This window comes from Micromonospora sp. II (genome assembly GCF_001709195.1).
Taxonomy (GTDB): Bacteria; Actinomycetota; Actinomycetes; order Mycobacteriales; family Micromonosporaceae; genus Micromonospora; species Micromonospora chalcea.
On the sequence record NZ_LYXF01000003.1, the window covers coordinates 58,095 to 82,056 of the forward strand.

Genomic DNA, 23,962 nt, shown 5'->3' on the forward strand with positions numbered 1-23,962 from the left:
CTCAGACGTCGATCCGGGTGCCCGGCTCCAGACGGCGGTAGTCGGTCTTGGACAAGGCGGTGTACTGCCGGTCCAGCACGCCGAGGCCGTTGCCGTTGAGCAGCGCGTCGTGCAGCGCGTACGCCCGGCGCGGGGCGACCGCGCGGATGAAGTCGACCACCTCGGAGAACTTCGACCAGGGCGCGTGGATCGGGGCGAACAGCGTGTCCACCTGCACGTCGTCCGGGACGAACAGCGCGTCGCCCGGGTGGTAGAGGACGTCGGCGAACAGGTAGCCGATGTTCGGGATCACCGGGATGTCCGGGTGGATGACCGCGTGCTGCCCGCCGTACGTCCGCACCGGCACTCCGGCGACGGTGAGCGACTGCCCCGGCGAGACGGTGACGAGCGCCTCGGCGGCGTCGCCGAGCACCCCGGCGAGCGAGGCCGGGCCGTGCACCGGCACCGGCCGCCGCTCCAGCGCCCGGGTGAGCGCGGCGACGTCCACATGGTCCGGGTGTTCGTGGGTGACGAGCACCGCGTCCGCCCCGTCCAGCGCCTCCGGCTCGCTGAAGCCACCCGGGTCGACGACCAGCACCGCCCCGTCGTGCTCCAGCCGGAGACAGGAGTGCGAGTACTTGGTGACGTGCATCGTGACTCCTCGCATACCGAATCGTGATGTCCTCAGCGCAGTCTGCCGGAACCGGCGCGACCACGCGCCACGTCCGAGGTATCGGTCCCGGTGGGCGGGGCCGCCGACGATCGGAGTACGGGGAATGGGTGGACGACGGTTCCGGGGCCTTGCCCTGGTGGCGGTGGGCCTGGTCGCGGCGCTCGCCGTGGGCGCCTGCGGCGCGGACGAGGACAGCGGCGGCGACGCGGCCGCGCCGGCCATGGACGGAGGCGCGGCGCGCGAGCAGCCCGCCGCGGGCGGCGCGGATCGCGACCAGGCGGCTCCCGGCGGCACCGGCGGCGCGGACCTGCGGGTCGACCAGCGGTCCATCATCTACACCGGGACGATGCAGATCCGGGTGGACGATGTGGAGGCCGCGTCGCGGGAGGCGGTCACCGCGGTGACAGCGGCCGGTGGGTTCGTCGGCGGCGACCGGCGGTCGAGCCGCTCCGCCGAGGCCCGGGCGGTGCTGACCCTGCGGGTGCCGGCGGACAAGTTCGCCGGTGTGATCGACCAGCTCGCCGGCCTCGGCCGCCAGGAGCGCCGGGAGATCCGCACCGAGGACGTCACCGAGCAGGTGGTCGACCTGGACGCCCGGATCGCCACCCAGCGGGCGCGGGTGGAGAGCGCCCGCAAGCTGCTCGCCCAGGCGAGTTCGGTGGACGAGCTGGTCCGGCTGGAGAACGAGGTGGGCAGCCGTCAGGCGGACCTGGCCGCGCTGGAGGCGCGCAAGCGCCGGCTGGCGGACCTGACCGCGCTCTCCACCATCACCGTGACGTTGCTCGGGCAGGACGCCAGCACCGCCGAGGAGGAGGCGGATCTGGGCTTCCGCAGCGGGCTGGACGGCGGGTGGACGGCGTTCCGGGCCTCGGCCCGCATCGCGCTGACCGTGCTCGGGGCGGTGCTGCCCTTCGCGGTGGTGATCGGCGTACCGCTGTGGTTGCTGCTCCTGTGGCGGCGCCGGCGGGCCCGGCGGACGCCGCCGCCCGGCCCGGGCGCGATGCCGCAGCCGGGCCTGGGCCCGATGCCGCCGGGCCCGGCCGGTCCGGCCGACGCTCCGGTCAGCGCGCCGCCGCCAGTGCCCGCAGCGCGGTCTGGACCATGAGGCGTACGCCCGCCTCGATGGCGCGCTCGTCCACGTCGAACGAGGCCCGGTGCAGGTCCACATTGGGCCCGCTGCGGCCCACGCCGAGGCGGGCGAGCGCGCCGGGGACGTGCTCCAGGTACCAGGAGAAGTCCTCGCCGCCCATGCTCTGCGGCGTCTCGGCGATGCCGTCGGGGCCGAGCGCGGCGGCGGTGGCGGCGGTGAGCACGCCGATCGCGCCGGCGTCGTTCGTCACCGGCGGCCGGCCGCGCAGGTATTCCAGATCGACAGTGGCGCCGGTGGGCGCGAGCACGTCCCGCACCACCTGAGCCACGATCTTGGGCGCCTCGTCCCAGGTATCGCGGTCCATCACCCGCAGCGTGCCGGCCGCGCACGCCTCGGAGGGGATGACGTTGTAACGGGTGCCGGCCGAGGCGTGGCCGAACACCAGCAGCAGCCCGCTGTTGGCCGGCACCCGGCGGCTGATCAGGGTCGGGACCTCGGTCACCAGCCGGCCGAGTGCGTCCACCAGGTCGACTGTCAGGTGCGGGCGGGCGGTGTGTCCGCCCGGCCCGGTGAGCCGGACGGTGACGTTGTCGGCGGCGGCGGTGATCGGGCCGACCCGCAGGCCGACCTTGCCCACCGGCAGGTTCGGGTCGCAGTGCAGCGCGAAGATCTGCACCACGTCCTCCAGACCGCCGGCCTCGATGACCTCCAGCGAGCCGCAGGGCAGGATCTCCTCGGCCGGCTGGAAGATCAGCCGTACCCGGCCGTCGAGCTGGCCGATGTCGGCGAGTTGGGCCAGCAGCATGCCGACGCCGAGCATCACCGACGTGTGCACGTCGTGGCCGCAGGCGTGGCAGACGCCCTCCACCGTCGAGCGGTACGGCACGTCCTTCGGGTCGTCCAGCGGGAGCGCGTCGATGTCGGCGCGCAGCGCGATCACCGGGCCGTCCGGGCGTCCGTCGATGTCGCAGATGACGCCGTTGCCCTTCGGCAGCAGGCGCGGCTTCAGCCCGGCGAGGGACAGCTCGCGGTGCACCAGGGCGGCGGTCTCGAACTCCTCGCCGGACAGTTCCGGGTGGGAGTGGAGGTGCCGGCGGGTCGCGATCAGGCCGGGCACGCGCAGCGCGAGGAGATGGTCGAGCTCGAAGGGCAGGGGCTGGGAACCGGTCGGCGCCTCGGGCCGGGACGACGCCAGCGGGCCGCCGGAAGGCAGCGTCAACGCACTCGTCACGTCGAATTCTCGATCACTAGAGATGGATGGATCATCGGGTAGAACAGCAGACAGCCTAGACCTCCGGCGGTGACGCTGCGCAACATCTTTCGCGTAGCGGTCGGACCGCGCAGCGTCACGAATGCCCTGGTGAGAGTGCTCGAATATCTGCGGGACAGCAGGTAGATCACGGTCGGAGCCCGTCATCCGCCTCCCACCTCCTACAACGCGTAACCGTTTCAACGGCCACTAATATCCAGGCCGCTGTTCCGAATTGTCGCATTAGTCACGGCAATTAACCGCCGCTCGGACAATTGCGCGACAACTGTCGGCTGCCGGAAGACTCCCGACGGTGACATGACCGCCCGGCCGTCGACCGCACAGGCTGTCCGTCCCGTTCATCCGATCCGGTTACCCGAATCGCCGAATCGCACACGCGCGGCACCGGGCGCCACCGCCCGGCCACCCGCCGTGACCGGCCGGGCGCCGTCGCCCGGGAGGGGACCAACGGTACGCCTCAGCGGCCCCGTTTGCCCAGTTCAGACCACTACCGGACGCACGACGGCGGCCCGCGCCGGGCACCTGCGTGCGCCGACGGGACCGCCGCCTGAAAACGTCAGAACCGATCGCTCGGCCGGTAGATCCCCCACACCTCGCGCAGCGTGCCGCACACCTCGCCGACGGTGGCCCGGGCGCGCAGCGCCTCCTTCATCGGATAGAGCACGTTGGCGTCGCCCTCGGCTGCGGAACGCAGCTCGGCCAGTGCGCGCTCCACCGCGCCGGAGTCCCGCTCGGCGCGCAGCCGGGCCAGCCGCTCCCCCTGCGCCGCCTCGATCGCCGGGTCCACCCGCAGCGGCTCGTACGGCTCCTCCTCGTCGATCTGGAACCGGTTGAGGCCGACCACCACCCGCTCACCCGAGTCGATCTCCTGGGCGATCCGGTACGCCGACTGCTCGATCTCGCGCTTCTGGAAACCGGCCTCGATCGCGTCCACCGCCGAACCGTGGTCGAACACGCGGTCCATCAGCTCGGTGGCCGCCGCCTCCACCTCGGCGGTCATCGCCTCCACCACGTACGACCCGGCGAACGGGTCGACGGTGGCGGTCAGGTCCGTCTCGTACGCCAGCACCTGCTGGGTGCGCAGCGCCAGCCGGGCCGCCTTCTCGGTGGGCAGCGCGATCGCCTCGTCGAAGCTGTTCGTGTGCAGCGACTGGGTGCCACCGAGCACCGCGCCGAGGCCCTGCACCGCCACCCGGACCAGGTTCACCTCCGGCTGCTGGGCGGTGAGCTGCACGCCGGCGGTCTGGGTGTGGAACCGCAGCATCATCGACTTCGGGTTCTTCGCGCCGAACTCGTCACGCATCAGCCGGGCCCAGATGCGCCGGGCCGCGCGGAACTTCGCGACCTCCTCCAGCAGCGTGGTGCGGGCCACGAAGAAGAACGACAGGCGGGGCGCGAAGTCGTCCACTGCGAGCCCGGCGGCGAGCGCCGCGCGGACGTACTCCACGCCGTTCGCCAGCGTGAACGCGACCTCCTGCGCGGGCGAGGCGCCGGCCTCGGCCATGTGGTAGCCGGAGATCGAGATGGTGTTCCACTTGGGCACCTCGGCCCGGCAGTAGGCGAACGTGTCGGCGACCAGCCGCAGCGAGGGCTTCGGCGGGAAGATGTACGTCCCCCGGGCGATGTACTCCTTGAGGATGTCGTTCTGGATGGTGCCGTTGAGCGCCGCCCCCGGCACGCCGTTCTCCTCGGCCACGAGCTGGTAGAGCAGCAGCAGCACCGAGCCGGGCGCGTTGATCGTCATCGAGGTGGAGACCTTGTCCAGCGGGATGCCGCCGAACAGCGTGCGCATGTCCTCGATGGAGTCGATGGCGACCCCGACCTTGCCCACCTCGCCGTGCGCGATCGGGTCGTCCGAGTCGTACCCCATCTGGGTGGGCAGGTCGAACGCGACGGACAGGCCCATCGTCCCGGCGCGCAGCAACTGGTGGTACCGCGCGTTGCTCTCGGTCGCGGTGCCGAAGCCGGCGTACTGTCGCATCGTCCAGGGCCGGGAGGTGTACATCGTCGGGTAGACCCCGCGGGTGTACGGGAATTCGCCCGGCTCGCCCAGCCGGGCCTCCAGGTCCGCCGGAAGGTCTGCCGCCGTGTAGACGCCCTGGATCGGGAAACCCGACTCGCTTGACCGCGCATCGCTCATTACCGGATGGTAGGACGCGCTGACCGCCTGGTGGGTGAGGGATACCGCACACCTGGCCACGGCACACCACCGGAGGTGAGCAACCGGCCACATACCGTCGAGTAGGTAAACGCCCGCCGCGTCGGGTTTCGCATCGGGCGTCGGAACCAGCAAGATAGAGGGGTTGTGTCCCAGCCCCCTCGATATCCCCCGGTGGCTTTTCTGTGACTCAGATTCCGACGTGGAGCGGCGGACCGGCCAGTCCCCCCACTGGACGCGCGGCGCCCGGCACCACCATCGGTGGTCGCTACTCGCTGCGCTCCCCGGTGGGCAACGGAGGCATGGGCACGGTCTGGCGGGCCACAGACACATTGCTGCGCCGCGACGTGGCGGTCAAGGAGGTCGTCCTCCCGCCGGGGCTCGCCCCGAGCGACCGCGACGCGCTCTACGAACGGACGCTGCGGGAGGCCCGCGCCGCCGCCGCGATCCAGCACCCGGCCGTGGTGCAGGTCTACGACGTGGTCACCGAGGGCGGCCGGCCGTGGATCGTGATGGAGCTGCTGGACGCCCGCAGCCTCGCCGACATGGTGATCGAGGACGGGCCGGTCGCGCCGCGCGCCGTCGCCAAGATCGGCATCGCGCTGCTCGGCGCGCTGGAGGTGGCGCACGCCATCGGTGTGCTGCACCGCGACGTCAAGCCGGCCAACGTGCTGATCTGCTCCGACGGCCGCTGCGTGCTCACCGACTTCGGCGTCGCCCGGATGCCCACCGACGTGCAGCTCACCACGCCGGGCATGGTGCTCGGCTCGCCGCACTTCATCTCCCCCGAGCGGGCCATGGGCCASGAGTTCGGGCCGCCCAGCGATCTGTTCTCGCTCGGCGTGACGCTCTACACAGCGGTCGAGGGCCGTCCCCCGTTCGACAAGGGCGACCCGATCGAGACCATGCACGCCGTGGTCGAGGACCCGCCCGCCACGCCGCAGCGCAGCGGCCCGCTCACCGGCGTGCTGATGGGGCTGCTGGAGAAGGACCCGGCCCGCCGGATGGACGTGCACCGGGCCCGCGCCAACCTGCGCGAACTGCTCGCCGGGCCGCTGACCAGCACCGCCACCGCGGTCAACTCGGTCACCGACCCGTACGCGGTGGTGCCGGTGCCGCGCCCGACCACGCCGCCGGCCATCGCGGCCGAGCCGAAGCCGAGCGGCCAGATCGGCGGTCGGGCCATGATCGGTCCGGACGAGTCGCTGACCGACCGGCTCGCCGCGCTGCGCCGCGGGGAGCGGCCCGCCGGCGAGAAGCCGGCGGCGGGCGACGCCGCGCTGGACGAGACCAGCGCGGACGCGCTGGCCGGCCCGCTGCACACCCCGACCGGCGCGATGTCCGGGCCCGCGCCCGAGGCCACCCAGCGCATCTCGCCGGACGCCACGGTCCGGCTCGGCCAGGGCGCCGGCGCGGACGCCACCCAGCAGGTGCCGACCACCCAGCCGGTCTACGGCCGTGCCGCCGACGCCACCCAGCCGGTGTACGGCGGCGGCAACCAGTGGTCGGTGCCCGGCACCGGCCAGCCGTGGACCACGCCGGCCACCGCTCCGGCCGCCGGTGGTGGCGGCGCGCTCGGCTCGGCCAAGGGCCTGCTCGGCCGGATCAAGGCGTGGCCGCGCAAGGTCCAGCTCGCCGCCGCCGGTGGCCTCGCCGTGGTGCTGCTGGTGAGCGTGATCGCGCTGACCAGCGGCGGCGACGACACGCCACCGCCGATCGTGGGCACGCTGCCGTCGAACTCGGCTGCCGCCGCGCCCGAGATGCAGGAGCAGACCGTCAAGGGCGTGACCATCCAGGTGCCGAAGGGCTGGCAGCGGCAGACCGGCGGCCTCTACGTCGACTACGTCGACCCCGAGGACGAGGGCCGCAAGGTGCGGGTGATCGCCGAGCCGTGGGGCGGCACCTCGATCAGCTGGGCCGAGTTCGCCTCGCGGAACCTGAACAAGAACAGCGCCAAGAGCAAGACCTGTCCCGCCCCCTACACCGAGGTGTCGGTTTCCGAGCAGCCGCTCGCCGGGCAGACCGCGGGCCAGCTCGAATACACCTGCGGCGAGGGTGAGTCCATGCGTCACGGCATCTGGCGGGGCGTGGTCAAGGACGGCAAGGTCTACTCGTTCTACCTCTCCTCGACCGACGCGCGGTTCGCGGAGAGCAAGCCGATCTTCGACGCGATGGTCGGCTCGTTCCAGCTCACCGAGGCGAACTGAGTCGAGGCCGACGGCCAGTGGTGATCCGCCGCCGTGCTATCAAGAGGCAATGGCGGCGGAAACCACTGACCTAGACGACCTTCGCGTCCGAGCCGAGCGCTGGCTCGCCGACGACCCGGACCCGGCCGACCGCGACGAGCTGCGCGCCGTCCTGGACGGGCTGCCCGGCACGGCGACCGACCTGGCCGACCGGTTCGCCGGCCCGCTGACGTTCGGCACCGCCGGGCTGCGCGGCCCGCTGCGCGCCGGGCCGAACGGCATGAACCTCGCCGTGGTCACCCAGGCCGCCGCCGGGCTCGTGCGCTGGCTCGCCGCCCAGGGCGGCGAGGGCCCGCTGGTGATCGGGTACGACGCCCGGCGCGGCTCGCTGGCCTTCGCCGAGCGCACCGCCCAGGTGGCCACCGGCGCGGGCCGTCCGGCGCTGCTGCTGCCCCGGCCGTTGCCCACGCCGGTGCTGGCGTTCGCGGTCCGGCAGCTCGGCGCGGTCGCCGGGGTGATGGTGACCGCCAGCCACAACCCGCCGCAGGACAACGGCTACAAGGTCTACCTGGGCGCGCAGCTCGGCGGTGAGCTGGGCGCCGGCGCGCAGATCGTGCCGCCCGCCGACGCCGGCATCGAGGCGGCCATCCGGGCCGTCGGCCCGCTCGCCGAGGTGCCGCTCGGCCCGGTCGGGCAGGTGCTCGGCGACGACCTGGTGGCCGCGTACGTGGAACAGGCCGCCGCCGTGGTGGACCCGACCGGGCCGCGCGACCTGAAGGTGGCGTACACGCCGCTGCACGGGGTGGGCGGCGCGGTGCTGACCGCCGCGTTCGCGCACGCCGGGTTCGGCGTGCCGGGCGTGGTGCCGGAGCAGGCCGAGCCGGACCCGGCGTTCCCGACCGTCAGCTTCCCCAACCCGGAGGAGCCGGGCGCGGTGGACCTGCTCGTCGCGCTCGCCGACCGCACCGGCGCGGATCTCGCCATCGCCAACGACCCGGATGCGGACCGCTGCGCGGTGGCCGTACGCGACGCCGGGTCCTGGCGGATGCTGCGCGGCGACGAGGTGGGCGCGCTGCTCGCCGACCACCTGATGCGACGTGGCGTGACCGGCCTGTACGCCACCACGATCGTGTCCTCGGCGCTGCTGCGGGCCATGGCGGCGGCCCGGGGTCTGCCCTACGACGAGACGCTCACCGGGTTCAAGTGGATCGTCCGGGCCGGCGGCGGCCGGGAGCCGCTCGTGTACGGCTACGAGGAGGCGCTCGGCTACTGCGTCGCGCCGGAGCACGTACGCGACAAGGACGGCATCACCGCCGCGCTGACGGTCGCCGAGCTGGCCGCCGGCCTGAAGGCCGAGGGCCGTACGCTCCTCGACCGGCTGGACGAGCTGGCCGCCGAGTTCGGCGTGCACCACACCGAGCAGCTCTCGGTCCGGGTGGAGGACCTGCGGGTCATCGCGGACTCGATGGCGCGGATCCGGGCGGCCACCCCGACCGCGCTGCTCGGGCAGCCGGTGACCGAGGCGACCGACCTGCTCCCCGACGCGGACGTGGTGATCCTGCGCACCGGCGCGGCCCGGGTGGTGATCCGGCCATCCGGCACGGAGCCGAAGCTCAAGGCGTACCTGGAGGTGGTGGAGCCGGTGACCGGCGGCGACGTGCCGGCGGCCCGGCAGCGCGCGCGTGCCGCCGTGACCGAGCTGCGCAACGAGATCGCCGCCGCCCTCGGCCTCTGACCGGGTGTAAGGAAGGGCCCCTTATTAACGCCTCGCGTTAATAAGGGGCCCTTCCTCTACCGGAGGCGTTAAGAGGGGGCCCTTCCTTACCGCTTGCCCAGGGCGGCGTCGACGGCCTGGCCCAGCGCGGCGATGACCAGACTGATCGACGGGCGCACCACGCTGTCGTCCAGGCTCACCGAGCCGGAGAACCCGGCGCCGGCGGCGATCTCCTCCAGGCGGCGCCCGGCATCCTCGGCGGCCGGGCCGGTGAGCCCGAGCGCCGGCTCCATGCGCAGCACCGCGACGAGCGTGGCGAGCGCGGCGGTCCGCTCGTCGGGGAGCTGCCCGCTGGTCAGCGCGTCGGCCAGACGCTGCCGGATGTCCGCCTCGACCGAGGGGTCCGCCACCGGGTAGCGGTGCACGTGGATGAAGTCCAGCTCGGTCTCCTCCACGTCCCGGACCACGCCCCGCCCGCACAGGTCGGTGAGGATCCGGTCGCGCAGCCCGTGCCGCAGCCGCTGCACCCAGGACGAGGGTGTATGCGGGGTCTCCGCGGCGATCTTGGCGAGTACGGCGTCGGCGATCGGCTCACCGGTCGGCGCCGGATCGATCACCGCCAGGTTCCCGTCCGCGTACGCGAGCCGTCCGGCCAGGGCCAGCTCGACCAGCACCGCCGCGGCCATGCCCAGGTCAAGGCTGATCCGCGGCATGGTGGCCTTGCCGGTTTCGTCGTCGTACGCGAGGAGCAGCAGCTCTTCGGCGAGCGCAACACCAGTCATGGCCCGGAACGCTAGCGCCTCCCCGCACCCCCGCGCACCAACTCGCCGGGGCAGTCCGGTTCCCGGTGCGGAGGGCCGACCCTCCGCACCGGGACCGGCCTCAGAAACGGGGCATGCCGCCGAACTGGCGGTCGCCGGCGTCACCCAGGCCGGGGACGATGAACTTCGAGTCGTTCAGGCCCTCGTCGATCGAGGCGGTGACCAGGCGCAACGGCAGGCCGGAGCGCTCCAGCCGCTCGATGCCGACCGGCGCGGCCAGCACGCAGAGCACGGTGATGTCGGTGCAGCCGCGGTCGGCGAGCAGCCGGCAGCAGTGCTCCAGCGAGCCGCCGGTGGCGAGCATCGGGTCGAGCACCAGCACCGGCAGGCCGCTGAGGTCGCGCGGCAGCGACTCCATGTACGCGCGGGGCTCGTACGTCTCCTCGTCGCGGGCCAGGCCGACGAAGCCCATCGACGACTCGGGCAGCAGGCCGAGCGCGGCGTCGGCCATGCCGAGACCGGCCCGCAGCACCGGCACCAGCAGAGGCGGGTTCGCCAGCCGGCTGCCTTCGGTGGCGGTGACCGGGGTCTGGATCGAGTACTTCTCGACCGGGAAGGAGCGCGCGGCCTCGTACACCAGCATGGTGGTGAGTTCGCGCAGCGCCGCCCGGAACGACGACGAGTCGGTCCGGGCGTCCCGCATGGCGGTCAGCCGCGTCTGGGCGAGCGGATGGTCAATGACGGTTACGTCCACGATCGCTCAACCTACCGCTCCGTGGACCGGCGCACGGTGGGTGCGGCCCGACCAGCGACCCCGCTCACGTACGACGCTCGCAACCCGTTCACCGTGACCAAGATCACAGGACTCGCGAGTGCGTACTATTCGGGGCATGACGGCGACAACGACGTCGGCCCGGTCGGATCTCTCCGAGCTGGGACGATCCGAGACCGCTCTGCGGACCTTCCTGCACGGCCTGCCCGGCGTGGACCAGGTCGGCGCGGAGCAGCGGGCGGCGCAGCTCGGCACCCGCTCCATCAAGACCACTGCCAAGGCCGAGGCGATCGACCTGGCGATCCGGATGGTCGACCTGACCACCCTGGAAGGCGCGGACACGCCCGGCAAGGTGCGGGCGCTGGCCGCGAAGGCGCTGCGCCCCGACCCGGCCGACCCGAGCTGCCCGCACGTGGGCGCCGTCTGCGTCTACCCGTCGATGGTCCCGTACGTGGCCGAGGTGCTGCGCGGCAGCGGCGTGCACCTGGCCAGCGTGGCGACCGCGTTCCCGTCCGGTCAGGCCCCGCTGGAGATCAAGCTCGCCGACGTGCGGGCGGCGGTCGAGGCCGGCGCGGACGAGATCGACATGGTGATCAACCGGGGCGCGTTCCTGGCCGGGCGCTACGCCGAGGTCTACGACGAGATCGTGGCCACCAAGGAAGCCTGCGGGGACGCCCACCTCAAGGTGATCCTGGAGACCGGCGAGCTGGCCACGTACGACAACGTGCGGCGGGCGTCCTGGCTCGCCATGCTCGCGGGCGGCGACTTCATCAAGACCTCCACCGGCAAGGTCCCGGTCGCGGCCACCCTGCCGGTGACGCTGGTGATGCTGGAGGCGGTCCGCGACTTCCGCGCCGCCACCGGGCGTCAGGTCGGCGTCAAGCCGGCCGGTGGCATCAAGACCACCAAGGACGCGATCAAGTACCTGGTCATGGTCAACGAGACGGTCGGCGCCGACTGGCTGAGCCCGGACTGGTTCCGGTTCGGCGCGTCGAGCCTGCTCAACGACCTGCTCATGCAGCGCACCAAGCTGACGACCGGCGTCTACGCCGGCCCCGACTACTTCACCCTGGACTGAACGCGATGTTCGAATACGCACCCGCCCCCGAGTCCCGCTCGGTGGTGGACATCAAGCCCTCGTACGGGCTCTTCGTCGACGGCGCGTTCGTCGACCCGGCCTCCGGCGGCAGCTTCAAGTCGGTGAACCCGGCCTCCGAGGAGGTGCTGGCCGAGATCGCCGAGGCCGGCGCCGACGACGTGGACCGCGCGGTGCGCGCCGCCCGGACCGCGTACGAGAAGGTCTGGGGTCCGATGCCGGGCCGGGACCGGGCCAAGTACCTGTTCCGGATCGCCCGGCTCATCCAGGAACGCTCGCGCGAGCTGGCGGTGCTGGAGTCGCTGGACAACGGCAAGCCGATCAAGGAGTCCCGCGACGTCGACCTGCCGCTGGTCGCCGCGCACTTCTTCTACTACGCGGGCTGGGCGGACAAGCTTCCGCACGCGGGCTTCGGCCCGGACCCGAAGCCGCTCGGCGTGGCGGCGCAGGTCATCCCGTGGAACTTCCCGCTGCTCATGCTGGCGTGGAAGATCGCCCCGGCGCTGGCCGCCGGCAACACGGTCGTGCTCAAGCCCGCCGAGACCACCCCGCTGACCGCGCTGCTGTTCGCCGAGATCTGCCAGCAGGCCGACCTGCCCGCCGGCGTGGTCAACATCGTCACCGGCGCGGGCGACACCGGCCGGGCGCTGGTCGAGCACCCGGGCGTGGACAAGGTCGCGTTCACCGGCTCCACCGAGGTGGGCCGGGCCATCGCCCGCTCGGTCGCCGGCACCCGCAAGAAGCTCACGCTGGAACTGGGCGGCAAGGCCGCGAACATCGTCTTCGACGACGCGCCGATCGACCAGGCCGTCGAGGGCATCGTCAACGGCATCTTCTTCAACCAGGGGCACGTCTGCTGCGCCGGGTCGCGGCTGCTGGTCCAGGAGTCGGTGGCCGACCGGGTGCTGGAGTCGCTCAAGCGCCGGATGGCCCAGTTGCGCGTCGGCGACCCGCTGGACAAGAACACCGACATCGGCGCGATCAACTCGGCCGAGCAGCTCACCCGCATCCGGGAGCTGTCCGACGCCGGGTCCGCCGAGGGTGCGGAGCGCTGGTCGCCGCCGTGCGAGCTGCCCGAGCGCGGCTTCTGGTTCGCGCCGACCATCTTCACCGGCGTCACCCAGGCCCACCGGATCGCCCGCGAGGAGATCTTCGGCCCGGTGCTGTCCGTGCTCACGTTCCGCACCCCGGCGGAGGCCGTCGAAAAGGCCAACAACACGCCGTACGGGCTGTCGGCCGGAATCTGGACCGACAAGGGTTCCCGGATCCTGTGGCTGGCCGACCGGCTGCGCGCAGGAGTGGTGTGGGCGAACACGTTCAACAAGTTCGACCCGACGTCGCCGTTCGGCGGCTACAAGGAGTCGGGCTACGGTCGCGAGGGCGGCCGGCACGGGCTGGAGGGGTACCTCAATGTCTGAGCGGGTCGCGGTACGCAAGACGTACAAGCTCTTCATCGGCGGGAAGTTCCCGCGCAGCGAGTCGGGACGGTCGTATCTCGTGCAATCCGCGAACGTGTCTCTTGCCTCCCGGAAGGACGCGCGGGACGCGGTAGTGGCCGCCCGCGCCGCGGTGAAGGGCTGGGCCGGGGCGACCGCGTACAACAGGGGTCAGATCCTCTACCGGGTCGCCGAGATGCTGGAGGGCCGGCGCGAGCAGTTCGTCGCCCTGGGCGTACCGGCCGACGAGGTGGACGCCGCGATCGACCGCTGGGTCTGGTACGCGGGCTGGTCCGACAAGCTGTCCCAGGTGTACGGCGGCGCGAACCCGGTGGCCGGCCCGTACTTCAACCTGTCCGCGCCGGAGCCCACCGGCGTGGTGGCGGTGGCCGCCCCCGAGGAGCCCGCGCTGCTCGGCCTGGTGAGCGTGATCGCCCCGGCGATCGTCACCGGCAACACGGTCGTGGTGGCCGCCTCCCCGGCGGCGCCGCTGGCAGCGGTGACGCTGGCCGAGGTGCTCGCCACCTCCGACCTGCCCGGCGGGGTGGTGAACATCCTCACCGGCCGGCTGACCGAGACCGTGCCGACGCTCGCCGCGCACATGGACGTCAACGCGATCGACCTGACCGGCGTCACCGACGCCGAGCTGGCAGCCGACCTGGAGATCAAGGCCGCGGAGAACCTCAAGCGGGTGCTCCGGCCGGCCCCGGCCGACCACGACTGGTACGCCGATCCCGGCATCACCCGGATGACCACGCTGCTGGAGACCAAGACGGTCTGGCACCCCAAGGGCGTCTGACCGACGGCAGTCCGGTCCCGGCCCGAAGTGGCGGCACACCCACCCGGGTTGCCGCCACTTCCCGTTCCCGCTCTTCCCGCGAACGGTCGTCGGTCCCACCCGAGCAAGATCGACACCAGCACGGCGAAGTGGGCCGATCAACCCGCCTCGGATGCCACCACCTCCCCGAACTGGCGTTGATCTTGTCGAAGGCCCCGCAGGAGGCCGACAGGATCAGCACCAAAACCTCCGAAGTGACCCGAGCCACGCCCCGACACTCACCCCGCCGCCCAACAAGATCAACACCACTTCCCCGGAGTGGCCACGTCAACCGACCCGGGACTGCACCACCTCCCCGAGGCGGAGTGGATCTTGGCGGGGCCGTCCGAGGAGAGCTAGATCGACACCAGTACGGGGAGGTGGCTGCATCGACCCGCCTCGGACCACACCACCTCCCCGAGCTGGTGTTGATCTTCGGGAGGGCGGGGCGGGGACYGGAACCGGGGACCGGGGCGGCGGAGAGGGTCTACTACCGGGGGTAGGATTGGTGGGTGACTCGGCTGGGGGACCTTGAGCGTGCGGTGATGGACGTGCTGTGGGACGCGGCACCAGCCGCCTCGGGCGGCGTGACGGTGCGCGAGGTCGCCGACGCCCTGGACGGCCGCGAACTGGCCTACACCACCGTTATGACCGTGCTCGACCGGCTCGCCGGCAAGGGCATGGTGCAGCGCGAGCGGGAGGGCCGCGCCTGGCGTTACCGCCCCGCCGCCACCCGCGAGGCGCACATTGCCCAGCTCATGCTCGAAGCCCTCGATCTCGGCGGCAGCCGGGACGCCGCGCTGGTGCGCTTCGCCCGCTCGGTGACCGGCACGGAGGCGGACGTGCTCCGCGCCGCGCTCAGCGCCGAGGCCGGAGCGACCGGGCCCACGATCGTCGAGACCGGGGCAACCGGGCCAGCGACCACCGAGACCGGAGCGACCGGGCCAGCAACCGCCGAGGCCGGGACGACCGGGCCCGCGACCGTCGAGGACGGACCGACCGGCCGGATCGAGGACCCCCGGCCCGGTCGGCCCGCGCTCGACGAGGCGACGGACCGGTAGGCGGCCGCCGTGGCGTACGCCCTGCACTTCGCCGCGACCATTCTGGCCTGCTGGCTGACCGCGCAGGTCCTCGCCGCCGCGCGCTGGACGTGGCGCGCGCCCCGGGTGGCGATCCTGTGCTGGCAGGCGGTCGGGCTGGCGCTCGGCCTGTCGGCCATGGGGTTGCCGATGGCACTGGGCCTCGACGTCTACGACCGGGCGACCGGGTGGGCGCTGCTGGCGCTGGCCGACGACCTGGCCCACGGCACGCTTCCGGCCGGTGTGGGCGCGGTGCACCTCAGCCTGGTCGGCGTCGGTCTCGGCATCGGCGTGGTGCTGCTCACCACGACGGTACGCAGCCTGCACGGCGCGGTACGCGCCCAGCGCCGGCACCGGGAGCTGCTGCACCTGGTGGCCCGGCGTGACCCGACGGTGCCCGGCGCGCTGGTGCTCGACCACCCGAGCGCTGCGGCGTACTGCCTGCCGGGGGTGCGGCCCCGGGTGGTGGTGAGCGCGGGCACGCTCGACCTGCTCGACCCGGCCGAGCTGGCGGCGGTGCTCACCCACGAGCGGGCGCACGCCCAGGAGCGGCACGATCTGGTGCTGCTGCCGTTCACCGCGTTGTGCCGGGCGCTGCCCTGGTTCCAGTGGGTGCGGGACGCGCACGCGCGGGTGGCGTTGCTGGTCGAGATGCGCGCCGACGACAAGGCCCGGGAGCTGCACGCGGACGCGCCGCTGGCGGGCGCGCTGCGCCGGTTCGCCGCCGCCGAGCACCGGGTGCAACCGGCCGGCACGCTCGGTCTCGGCGACCGCGATCTGGACGTACGGGTGCAGCGGCTGCTCGTCGCGGACCGCCCGCCGCGGGTGCTCGGCGCGATGGCGCTCGCCGTCGCGGGCACGCTCGTCTCCCTGCCGTTCGCCCTGTTCCTGAGCTGATCTCGCCCCCTAAGGGACTTCTCCGGGTTCGCACACCTCTATAGGTAGTGAAGCTACGTGTAGGTTGGCTACGACAAGAGAGTCGACCCATGGGAGGACGACAGTGGATCCGCTGCTCCTCGCCCGCCTCCAGTTCGCCACCACCACCTCGATCCATTTCCTGTTCGTGGCGGTCACGCTCGGCCTGGTCACGCTGCTGGTCGGGTTGCAGACGGCCGGCTTCCTCACCGGCAAACCGGTGTACGAGCGGCTGACCCGGTTCTGGGGCCAGCTCTACGTGATCAACTACGTGCTCGGCATCGCCACCGGCATCGTGATGGAGTTCCAGTTCGGGCTGAACTGGAGCGGGCTGTCGCGCTACGTCGGCAACGTGTTCGGGGCGCCGCTGGCCATCGAGACGCTGGTGGCGTTCTTCCTGGAGTCCACGTTCCTCGGCATGTGGATCTTCGGGTGGCACCGGCTGCGGCGCGGCGTACACCTGGCGCTGCTCTGGGGCGTGGCGATCACCGCGTACGCCTCGGCGTTCTGGATCATGGTGGCGAACGCCTGGCTGCAGAACCCGGTCGGGTACGAGGTCCGCGACGGCGTCGCCCACCTCACCGACTTCGGCGCGCTGCTCACCAATCCCACGTTCGGCATGGCGTTCGGCCACGTGATCTCGGCGAGCCTGGTCACCGGCGGCCTGCTGATGGCCGCGGTGAGCGCGTGGCACCTGCTGCGGCGTACCAGCGACTACGCGCTGTTCCGCACCTCGCTGCGCCTCGGCCTGGTCACCGCGGCGCTAGCGGTCAGCACGCTCCAGGGCTTCGGCTTCGCCCAGTTCGGCCCGGTCGCGCAGCTCCAGCCGACGAAGTTCGGCGGCGGGCCGGAGCGCGACGCGCTCGTCGCCGACTGGACCGCGCGGTTCGGCCCCGGCGACTGGGATCCGCCGGTGCTCTCCAACGTCGGCCTCGGCTTCATGATCCTGATCGGCTTCACGCTCGGCGCCCTCTGGCTCCTGCTGCCGCTGCTCTGGCGCGACTGGATCATCCGGTTGCGGTTCCCGCTCTGGCTGATCCTGCTCGGCCTGCCGCTGCCGTTCGTGGCGATGCTGCTCGGCTGGATCGCCCGCGAGGTCGGCCGCCAGCCCTGGGCCGCGTACGGGCTGCTGCCCACCGCGCAGGCCGTCTCCCCGGTCTCGCCGGGGCTGATGCTCGCCTCGCTGATCGGGTTCAGCCTGCTGCTCGGCGCGCTCGCGGTGACCAACTGGACGCTGCTGGCCCGGCACGCCGCGCGCGGCGCGTACGACCCCGCCCTCGGCCGACCACCCGCGCCCGACACCGACCCCCACCACCAGCCAGTGCTCGTCTGAGGGAGCCCGCCGTGGAACTCGCCTGGTACGCCCTGCTCGGCCTCTTCTTCGCCACCTACCTCGTGCTCGGCGGCTACGACTACGGCGTCGGCCTGCTGCTGGCCCGGCGCGGCCCGACGCCGGGCAGCCGAGCCACGCTCGCCGCGCTCGGGCCGTTCTTCCTCGGCAACGAGGTCTGGCTGGTGGCGGCCGTCGGCATCCTGTTCGGCGCGTTCCCCCGGCTGGAGGGCGAGCTGCTCTCCGGCTTCTACCCGGCGGTGCTCGCCGCGCTGGCCGGGGTGGTGCTGGTGACCGCCGGGGTGCAGTTGCGCAGCCGCCCGGTCGCCGGAACGGCGCGCGCCGGCTGGGACCGGGTGGTTGTGGTCGGCAGCGTGCTCGCCGCGCTGGGCTGGGGCGCGGTGCTCGGCGGGCTGCTCCAGGGCGTGCCGCTGAGCGCCGACGGGCACGTGGTCGGTGTCGGTCATCTCGCCACCCCGTTCGTCGCCGCCGCCGGGCTGGCGCTGCTCGCGCTGGTGGCGGTGCACGGTGCGACGTTCCTCACGCTCCGGCTGCCCGCCGCCGAGGCCCCGGCCCTCGGCCGGCTAGCCGCCGGCCTGGTGCCCGCCGCACTCGTCGCGGTCGGCGCGGCCACCGTCCTGGGCGTGCTCTCCGATCGGGTACGCGCCGCGGTGGCGCGCCCGGCTGTGGCCGTACTCCTGCCGTTGGCGCTCGTGGCCGCGCTGCTGACGGCCCGCGCGGCGCTGCGGCGGGGCCGGGCCGGTGTGGCCTTCGCCGCGACCGCGACGGCGCTGGCGCTGCCCGCGCCGCTGGTCGGGGCCGCGCTCTGGCCCCGGATCCTGGTCTCCACGGCCGACCCGGCAGCCTCGCTGACGGTGGCCGAGGCGGYCGCCGGCCGTCCGACGCTGGCACTGTTGGGATGGCTCGCGTTACCGCTCGTGCCGGCCCTACTAGGCTTTCAGGCGATGTGCTGGTGGGTGTTCCGGGGACGGATCGACGGCAGGGCACCGGTGTACTGGTGAACCGCCGCCCGTTCGACCCGCGTCTGCTGCGTCGGGTCCCCGCGGCCCGGCGCGACCTTGCCGTGCTCGCGGCGCTGGGCGGGCTGACCGCGCTGCTGGTGATCGCCCAGGCGACCGCGCTGGCGACGCTGCTGGCCACCGCGTTCGACGGGCGGCTGCACCGGCCGGCGCTGGCCGGTCTCGTGGCGGCGGCCGCCGGGCGGGCGCTGGTGAGCTGGGCGCAGGGCACAGTGGCGGCGCGGGCCGCCGCGACGGTCAAGGCGGCGCTGCGCGCCGACCTGCTGGGCGCGGTCGGCCGGCACGGACCCACCTGGGTCGCCGGGCAGCGGGCCGGGCAGCTCGCCACGCTGGCCGGGCGCGGGCTGGACGCGCTGGACCCCTACTTCACCGGCTACCTGCCGCAGCTCGTGCTGAGCGTCACGGTGCCGGTGGCGGTGCTGGCCCGGATCGTGTTCGCCGACTGGAGCTCGGCGCTGATCATCGCGCTCACCATCCCGCTCATCCCGATCTTCGGCGCGCTGCTCGGCTGGCAGGCGCAGGCCGCCACCGAACGGCAGTGGCGCCGGTTGTCGCTGCTCGGCGGGCACTTCCTCGACATGGTGGCCGGGCTGCCCACGCTGCGCGCGTTCGGCCGGTCCAAGGGGCAGGTCGACGTGGTACGCCGGATGGCCGACGGCCACCGCCAGGCCACCATGAAGACGCTGCGCATCGCGTTCCTGTCCGCGCTGGTGCTGGAACTGGTCGCCACGCTCTCCGTCGCGCTCGTCGCGGTGCCGGTCGGCATCCGGCTGCTCGGCGGCGGCCTCACGCTCTCCACCGCGCTGCTGGTGCTGCTGCTCACCCCGGAGGCGTACCTGCCGTTGCGTGCGGCGGGCAGCCGGTTCCACGCCAGCATGGAAGGACTCACCGCGCTGGACGAGGCGCTCACGCTCTCCGCCACCGACGCGCCCGCCACCACCGAACCCCGCCGTCCCACGCCGGGCGGCCGGGGCGAGATCCGCTTCGAGGGCGTGAGCGTCGCGTACGACCGGACCACAGCGCTGCGCGACGTCACGCTGACCATCCGGCCCGGCGACCGGATCGCCGTCATCGGGCCCAGCGGCGCGGGCAAGAGCACGCTGCTCAACCTGCTGCTCGGCTTCGTCGCACCGACCTCCGGCCGGGTCACCGTCGACGGCGTGGACCTGGCCGGGGTCGACCTGGACGCCTGGCGGCGCGAACTGGCGTGGGTGCCGCAGCGGGCGCACCTGTTCGCCGGGTCGCTCGCCGACAACATCCGCCTCGGCGCGCCGGACACCCCGGACGACGTGCTCGCCGCCGCGGTCGCCGACGCCGCGCTGGACGAGGTGGTCGACGCCCTGCCCGACGGGCTGGACACCCGCCTCGGCGAACGCGGCCACGGCCTGTCCAGCGGTCAACGGCAGCGGGTCGCGCTCGCCCGCGCGTTCCTGCGGGACGCGCCGATCGTGCTGCTCGACGAGCCGACCGCGCGGCTCGACAGCGCCAGCGAGGCGGTCGTGCTGGACGCGACCCGGCGGCTGGTCGCCGGACGTACCGCGCTGCTCGTCGCGCACCGGCCCGCGCTGCTCGCCGACGCCGACCGGATCCTGCGCGTCGAGGACGGCCGGGTCACCGAACTGCACCCGACCGCCACCGGACCGGGAGTGGCCCGATGATCCCCGGCGCGGAACGGGCGGTGCTGCGCCTGGCCCGGCCGTACCTGAGCCGGCTGCTCGGCGCCGGGCTGCTCGCCGCCGCCACCGAGTTCGCCGGCCTGGCGCTGATGGCCACCGCCACCTGGCTGCTGATGAGCGCCGCCGGCCGCCCGCCGCTGGACCGGCTGACGGTGGCCATCGTCGCGGTCCGGGCGCTGGCGGTCAGCCGGGGCGTGCTGCGGTACACCGAACGGCTCGCCGGGCACGACGCCGTGCTCCGCATGATCACCGACGTACGGGCCCGGGTGTTCGCCACGCTCGCCGCCCGGCGCGACGCCGGCCGGCGTACCGGGGACGCGCTGAGCCGCCTGGTGTCGGACGTGGAGGCGGCCCAGGACCTGCTCCTGCGCGTGCTCGTACCGGGCGCGGCCGCGGCGGTGGTCAGCGTGCTCGCCGTCGGCGTCGCCGCGCTGATCTCACCGCCGGCCGCCGGTGTGCTCGCGATCGGCCTGCTGGTGGCCGGCGCGGCGCTGCCCGCGCTGGCCACCCGACTCACCCGCCGCGCCGCCGACGAGGTAGCCCCGCTGCGCGGCGCGCTCGCGGTGGACGCGGTCGACCTCACCCACGGCGCCGCCGACCTGGCCGCGTTCGGGGCCACCGGCGCCGCGCTCGCCGCCGCCGAGAACCGGGGCGCGCGGCTGGCGAAGCTGGAACGCCGGCTCGCCGCTACCGGCTTCGCGGTGGACGCGACCGGCGTACTCGTGGGTGGCCTCACCGCCGCCGCGGTGGTGGCCGTCGCGCTGCGGGCCGGGGTCGGCGGGGTGCTCGTCGGCGTCCTCGCGGTCGGGTCGCTCGCCGCCGTGGAGGTGGCTCTCGCGCTCGTCGCGGCGGCCCGCCAGCGCGCCCAGCTCCGGACCGGGCTGGCCCGGGTGGCCGACCTGCTGGCCGAGCCCGCCGCCACGGCGCCGCCGACGAGCGCGCCGGAGCCCGCGATCGACGGCCACGACGTACGGTTCGCCGACGTGACGGTCCGCTACCGGACCGGGGCCGCCCCCGCGCTGGCCGATTTCGACCTCGACCTGCCGGCCGGCCGGCGGGTGGCGGTGGTCGGGCCGAGCGGCGCCGGCAAGAGCACGCTCGCCGCCGTGCTCACCGGCGCGGTACGCCCCGACACCGGCCGGGTCACCGTAGGCGGCGTGCCGGTGGCCGGGATCCCGGACGAGCACCTGCCCCGGGTGGTCGGCGGCCTGCTCGCCGAGGCGTACGTCTTCCACGCCACGGTCAAGGAGAACCTGCTCCTCGGCCGTCCGGACGCCACCGAGGCGGACCTGGTCGCCGCGACCCGGGCGGCCGGCCTGCTCGAATGGGTACGCGAACAGCCCGACGGCTGGGACACAGTGGTCGGCGAGCAGGGCGGGCAGCTCTCCGGCGGGCAGCGGCAGCGCCTCGCGCTGGCCCGCGCGCTGCTGGCCGCCCCGCCGGTGCTGGTGCTCGACGAGCCGACCGAAGGGCTCGACCCGTCCGCCGCCGACGCGGTGCTGGACTCCACGCTCGCCGCCACCCCGGCCGGGCACTCGGTGCTGCTGATCAGCCACCGGCTCAGCGGCCTGGCCGGGCTGGACGAGATCGTGGTGCTCGACGGCGGCCGGGTGGTACAGCGCGGCCGGCACGACGAGCTGGTGGCACGCCCCGGGTGGTACCGGGAGCAGTGGCTGCGGCAGCAGACGGCCGAACGCGGCTACCTGGCGGTCACGCCGTAGCGCGCACTGAATCCGATCGGGGTTTTCCCTGACGCGGTAGCCCGTCCCCCGATGGCAGGCTTGTGCGCATGCGGGTCCATGACGAGGCGGTGGTCGACCGCCGGCTGCGCGAGCTGTCCGGGCGCCTGTACGGGCCGGACCGGCTCAAGGCCGACCTGCTGACCGAGACGCGGCACGCGCTGGAGGACGCCGTCGAGGCGTACCGGGAGGAGGGCCTGCCGCGCGCGGAGGCGGAGCGGCGGGCGGTCGCCGAGTTCGGCAGCGACCGGCAGCTCGTGCCGGAGTTCCAAGCCGAGCTGGCCACCGGCGCGCTGCGCGGGCTGGCGCTGCGCACGCTCCTGATCTCGGTGGTGCTGATCGCCGCCGGTGACCTGACCTGGCAGGGGTCGAGCTGGAGCGGCGGTCCCCCGCCGCCGGCGAGCTACCTGCTGCTCTCCGCCGGGCTGAACGTCATCTGGGGCGTGATCGCCGCGCTGGCGCTGGCCGCGTTGCTCGTCGGCCCGCTCACCRCCCGGTGGGGGTCGCCCCGGCTCGTCCGTCCGGCCCGGCTGATCGGTTTCGGTCTGACCGGCGCCCTGGCGCTCGGCGTGACCGCCGGCGGCGCGCTGTTCGGCTGGTCGGTCGGGCTGTGGGACGCCGCGCTCACCTGGCCCCCGATGATCATCGGGGCGACGGTGGTGTCCGCGGCCTGGTTCGCACTGGTCCGGGCCGCCCGCTGCTGGGTGCTCGCCGAGCGGCGGTTGGCCGGCTGAGCCGGTCGGCCGCCCGAGCGGCCGGCCCACCGGTCCGGCCGGCGGGGTTCAGGCCGGGGCCGTGGGCGGCTCGTCCGCCCCGAGGAACCGGCCGACGGTGGCGCTGAACTCGCGCCAGCCGGCCCGCTCCCCCACCAGCGCCCGGCCACCGGCCTCGGTCAGCTCGTAGGTGCGGCGCTCCCGGCCGTTGACTGTGCTCCACGTGCTCGCCACCAGCCCGGCCCGCTCCAGCCGACGCAGCGCCGGATAGATGGTGCCGGTGGGCAGATCCAGCGTCCCGCCGCTGCGGGCACGCAACGCCTCGATGATCGCGTAGCCGTGTCGCGGGCCCTGTTCCAGCACGGCGAGCAGCAGCGCGTCGAGGTGTCCGTGCAGCGCCTGCGCCTTCATGCGTAGCAACGCTACTTGTCGATCCTCCGGAACGCCAAGGGGTGCGGCTCCCGGCCGCAACGGTTCGCCCACTAGGGTATGTGCGCAGAGTCACTCGGCGGCGCGACGCCGCCGGGTGGGCAACCGAACGCACACGGAGGTCAGCGTGGCCCGCCAGTCGCCCCAACGGCCCGACGCCGACGAGCCCGAGCTCGACGACACCGACGCGCCCGCCGCAGCCGACGAGGTCGAGGCGGACCGCCCGCCGGCGGACCGCGCGCTCTGGGACGAGGTGCGGATCGACCCGGTGGAGATCGCGCTGCCCGCCGGCACCGGCTTCACGCTGCGGGCGTACCGGCCGGCGCGCGAGCTGACCCCGACCGACGTCGCCGAGCGCGACCAGGACGACCCCTTCCTGGCCCGCCGCCAGGTCGTCGAGACCGAGGACGACGAGGAGGTGGTGATCCTCGACGAGGAGTTCGCCGCCCTCTCCGCCGAGGAGGACGACGAGGACGACGACAAGGCCGAGAAGGCCGCCAAGGGGCGCCGCAAGGGCGAGGCGGACGACGACGCGACCGAGGACAAGGCCGAGTCCGAGGACGAAGAGGACGACGACGAGGACGAGGACGCCGCGGGCGACGAGGAGGTGCCGGTCTTCCTCACCCACAAGGGCCGGCTCCTGCTGTTCAAGACCCCGGAGTCATTGGTCTCTTTCATCCGTTCCGGCGCGCCCAACGACCTGTCCCAACTGGACAGCTGGAATGAATTGTCCGAACGGCTGGAACCGGCCGACATCGCCCCGCTGGACGAGGACACCTACGAACTCGACCTGGTGGTGGAGAACCTGCGCGGCGGCCACGACGCATGGGACCACGAGCTACTCATCGAAGCTGGTGAGATCGCCCGTGACCTGGCGTACGCGCTGCGGCTACCCGCCGTGCTGGACATGCTCTCCGCCGGCTCGAGCCTGGACGATCTGGACGAGGCGCTGCGGGCTTCCGTCAACGGCGGAATCGGTGGTTTCCTGGGTCGGCGCCGGCTGAAGAAAATCGGGGCACAAACCGCAAGTTTGGGTTGGCGCACCATTGTCGGCAAGATCTCTGCGGTTGTGGACTGGCGCGACTGACC

20 protein-coding genes are annotated in these 23,962 nt (G+C 73.5%); 14 read left to right on the plus strand and 6 right to left on the minus strand.

Annotation, left to right across the window (positions count from 1 at the left end):
* Nucleotide 1 precedes the first annotated feature (1 nt).
* Nucleotides 2-631, minus strand: a complete 630-nt coding sequence (locus A8711_RS00320; RefSeq protein ID WP_043326720.1) for an MBL fold metallo-hydrolase — start codon at nucleotides 629-631, stop codon at nucleotides 2-4.
* Between the two features lie 124 nt (nucleotides 632-755).
* Between A8711_RS00320 and A8711_RS00325 the strand changes: the two genes are divergently transcribed.
* Nucleotides 756-1,757, plus strand: a complete 1,002-nt coding sequence (locus A8711_RS00325) for a DUF4349 domain-containing protein (RefSeq protein WP_069087162.1) — start codon at nucleotides 756-758, stop codon at nucleotides 1,755-1,757.
* Here A8711_RS00325 and A8711_RS00330 read toward each other — a convergent pair.
* Both A8711_RS00330 and A8711_RS00335 read right to left on the minus strand, forming a co-directional pair.
* Entirely contained in the window at nucleotides 1,714-2,973 is a 1,260-nt protein-coding gene (locus tag A8711_RS00330; protein WP_043326724.1) for an amidohydrolase, read from the minus strand. The genes A8711_RS00325 and A8711_RS00330 overlap by 44 nt on opposite strands.
* A gap of 595 nt (nucleotides 2,974-3,568) precedes the next feature.
* Nucleotides 3,569-5,152 (minus strand): methylmalonyl-CoA mutase, encoded by a 1,584-nt coding sequence (locus A8711_RS00335; RefSeq protein WP_043326726.1) that lies wholly within the window; start codon nucleotides 5,150-5,152, stop codon nucleotides 3,569-3,571.
* 203 nt (nucleotides 5,153-5,355) lie between these two features.
* Here A8711_RS00335 and A8711_RS00340 point away from each other — a divergent pair, with 203 nt between their 5' ends.
* On the plus strand, nucleotides 5,356-7,377 hold the full coding sequence (locus A8711_RS00340; protein WP_069087163.1) for a serine/threonine-protein kinase: 2,022 nt from the start codon (nucleotides 5,356-5,358) through the stop codon (nucleotides 7,375-7,377).
* Nucleotides 7,378-7,426: 49 nt separating this feature from the next.
* The gene (locus A8711_RS00345; RefSeq protein WP_069087164.1) at nucleotides 7,427-9,091 is read left to right on the plus strand and encodes a phospho-sugar mutase; all 1,665 of its coding nucleotides are present in this window, start codon (nucleotides 7,427-7,429) and stop codon (nucleotides 9,089-9,091) included.
* 86 nt (nucleotides 9,092-9,177) lie between these two features.
* Here A8711_RS00345 and A8711_RS00350 read toward each other — a convergent pair whose 3' ends face one another.
* Nucleotides 9,178-9,852 (minus strand): GPP34 family phosphoprotein, encoded by a 675-nt coding sequence (locus A8711_RS00350; protein ID WP_069087165.1) that lies wholly within the window; start codon nucleotides 9,850-9,852, stop codon nucleotides 9,178-9,180.
* A 100-nt stretch (nucleotides 9,853-9,952) separates the two neighbouring features.
* A complete protein-coding gene (gene upp / locus A8711_RS00355; protein ID WP_043326733.1) occupies nucleotides 9,953-10,585 on the minus strand; it encodes a uracil phosphoribosyltransferase in 633 nt (210 codons plus the stop codon).
* 136 nt (nucleotides 10,586-10,721) lie between these two features.
* On the opposite strand from upp, the gene deoC reads away from it, so the two are divergent.
* The 10 genes from deoC to A8711_RS00405 all read left to right on the plus strand — a co-directional run bounded on the left by deoC (nucleotide 10,722) and on the right by A8711_RS00405 (nucleotide 22,465).
* Nucleotides 10,722-11,681: a deoxyribose-phosphate aldolase gene (gene deoC, locus A8711_RS00360; RefSeq protein WP_030501215.1), complete on the plus strand. Its 960-nt coding sequence runs from the start codon at nucleotides 10,722-10,724 to the stop codon at nucleotides 11,679-11,681.
* Between the two features lie 5 nt (nucleotides 11,682-11,686).
* Nucleotides 11,687-13,117 carry an aldehyde dehydrogenase family protein gene (locus A8711_RS00365; protein ID WP_064447631.1) on the plus strand — a complete coding sequence of 477 codons (1,431 nt, stop codon included), beginning with the start codon at nucleotides 11,687-11,689 and terminating at the stop codon, nucleotides 13,115-13,117.
* The gene (locus tag A8711_RS00370; RefSeq protein ID WP_064447630.1) at nucleotides 13,110-13,934 is read left to right on the plus strand and encodes an aldehyde dehydrogenase family protein; all 825 of its coding nucleotides are present in this window, start codon (nucleotides 13,110-13,112) and stop codon (nucleotides 13,932-13,934) included. The genes A8711_RS00365 and A8711_RS00370 overlap by 8 nt, the downstream gene beginning before the upstream one ends.
* 530 nt (nucleotides 13,935-14,464) lie before the next feature.
* Nucleotides 14,465-15,013, plus strand: a complete 549-nt coding sequence (locus A8711_RS00375) for a BlaI/MecI/CopY family transcriptional regulator (RefSeq protein WP_069087166.1) — start codon at nucleotides 14,465-14,467, stop codon at nucleotides 15,011-15,013.
* A 9-nt stretch (nucleotides 15,014-15,022) separates the two neighbouring features.
* A complete protein-coding gene (locus tag A8711_RS00380) occupies nucleotides 15,023-15,928 on the plus strand; it encodes a M56 family metallopeptidase (RefSeq protein WP_043326742.1) in 906 nt (301 codons plus the stop codon).
* A 103-nt stretch (nucleotides 15,929-16,031) separates the two neighbouring features.
* Nucleotides 16,032-17,279 carry a cytochrome ubiquinol oxidase subunit I gene (locus A8711_RS00385; RefSeq protein ID WP_069087167.1) on the plus strand — a complete coding sequence of 416 codons (1,248 nt, stop codon included), beginning with the start codon at nucleotides 16,032-16,034 and terminating at the stop codon, nucleotides 17,277-17,279.
* Nucleotides 17,280-17,290: 11 nt separating this feature from the next.
* Entirely contained in the window at nucleotides 17,291-18,298 is a 1,008-nt protein-coding gene (locus A8711_RS00390; protein WP_069087168.1) for a cytochrome d ubiquinol oxidase subunit II, read from the plus strand.
* The gene (gene cydD, locus A8711_RS00395; protein WP_069087169.1) at nucleotides 18,295-19,974 is read left to right on the plus strand and encodes a thiol reductant ABC exporter subunit CydD; all 1,680 of its coding nucleotides are present in this window, start codon (nucleotides 18,295-18,297) and stop codon (nucleotides 19,972-19,974) included. Before A8711_RS00390 ends, cydD begins: the two co-directional genes overlap by 4 nt.
* Nucleotides 19,971-21,713, plus strand: a complete 1,743-nt coding sequence (cydC, locus tag A8711_RS00400; RefSeq protein WP_083296901.1) for a thiol reductant ABC exporter subunit CydC — start codon at nucleotides 19,971-19,973, stop codon at nucleotides 21,711-21,713. The genes cydD and cydC overlap by 4 nt, the downstream gene beginning before the upstream one ends.
* Nucleotides 21,714-21,781: 68 nt before the next feature.
* The gene (locus tag A8711_RS00405) at nucleotides 21,782-22,465 is read left to right on the plus strand and encodes a permease prefix domain 1-containing protein (protein ID WP_069087170.1); all 684 of its coding nucleotides are present in this window, start codon (nucleotides 21,782-21,784) and stop codon (nucleotides 22,463-22,465) included.
* Between the two features lie 48 nt (nucleotides 22,466-22,513).
* Here A8711_RS00405 and A8711_RS00410 read toward each other — a convergent pair whose 3' ends face one another.
* Nucleotides 22,514-22,855 carry a PadR family transcriptional regulator gene (locus A8711_RS00410; RefSeq protein WP_043326746.1) on the minus strand — a complete coding sequence of 114 codons (342 nt, stop codon included), beginning with the start codon at nucleotides 22,853-22,855 and terminating at the stop codon, nucleotides 22,514-22,516.
* A 115-nt stretch (nucleotides 22,856-22,970) separates the two neighbouring features.
* On the opposite strand from A8711_RS00410, the gene A8711_RS00415 reads away from it, so the two are divergent.
* Entirely contained in the window at nucleotides 22,971-23,960 is a 990-nt protein-coding gene (locus A8711_RS00415; protein WP_064447625.1) for a hypothetical protein, read from the plus strand.
* Nucleotides 23,961-23,962: the final 2 nt, after the last annotated feature.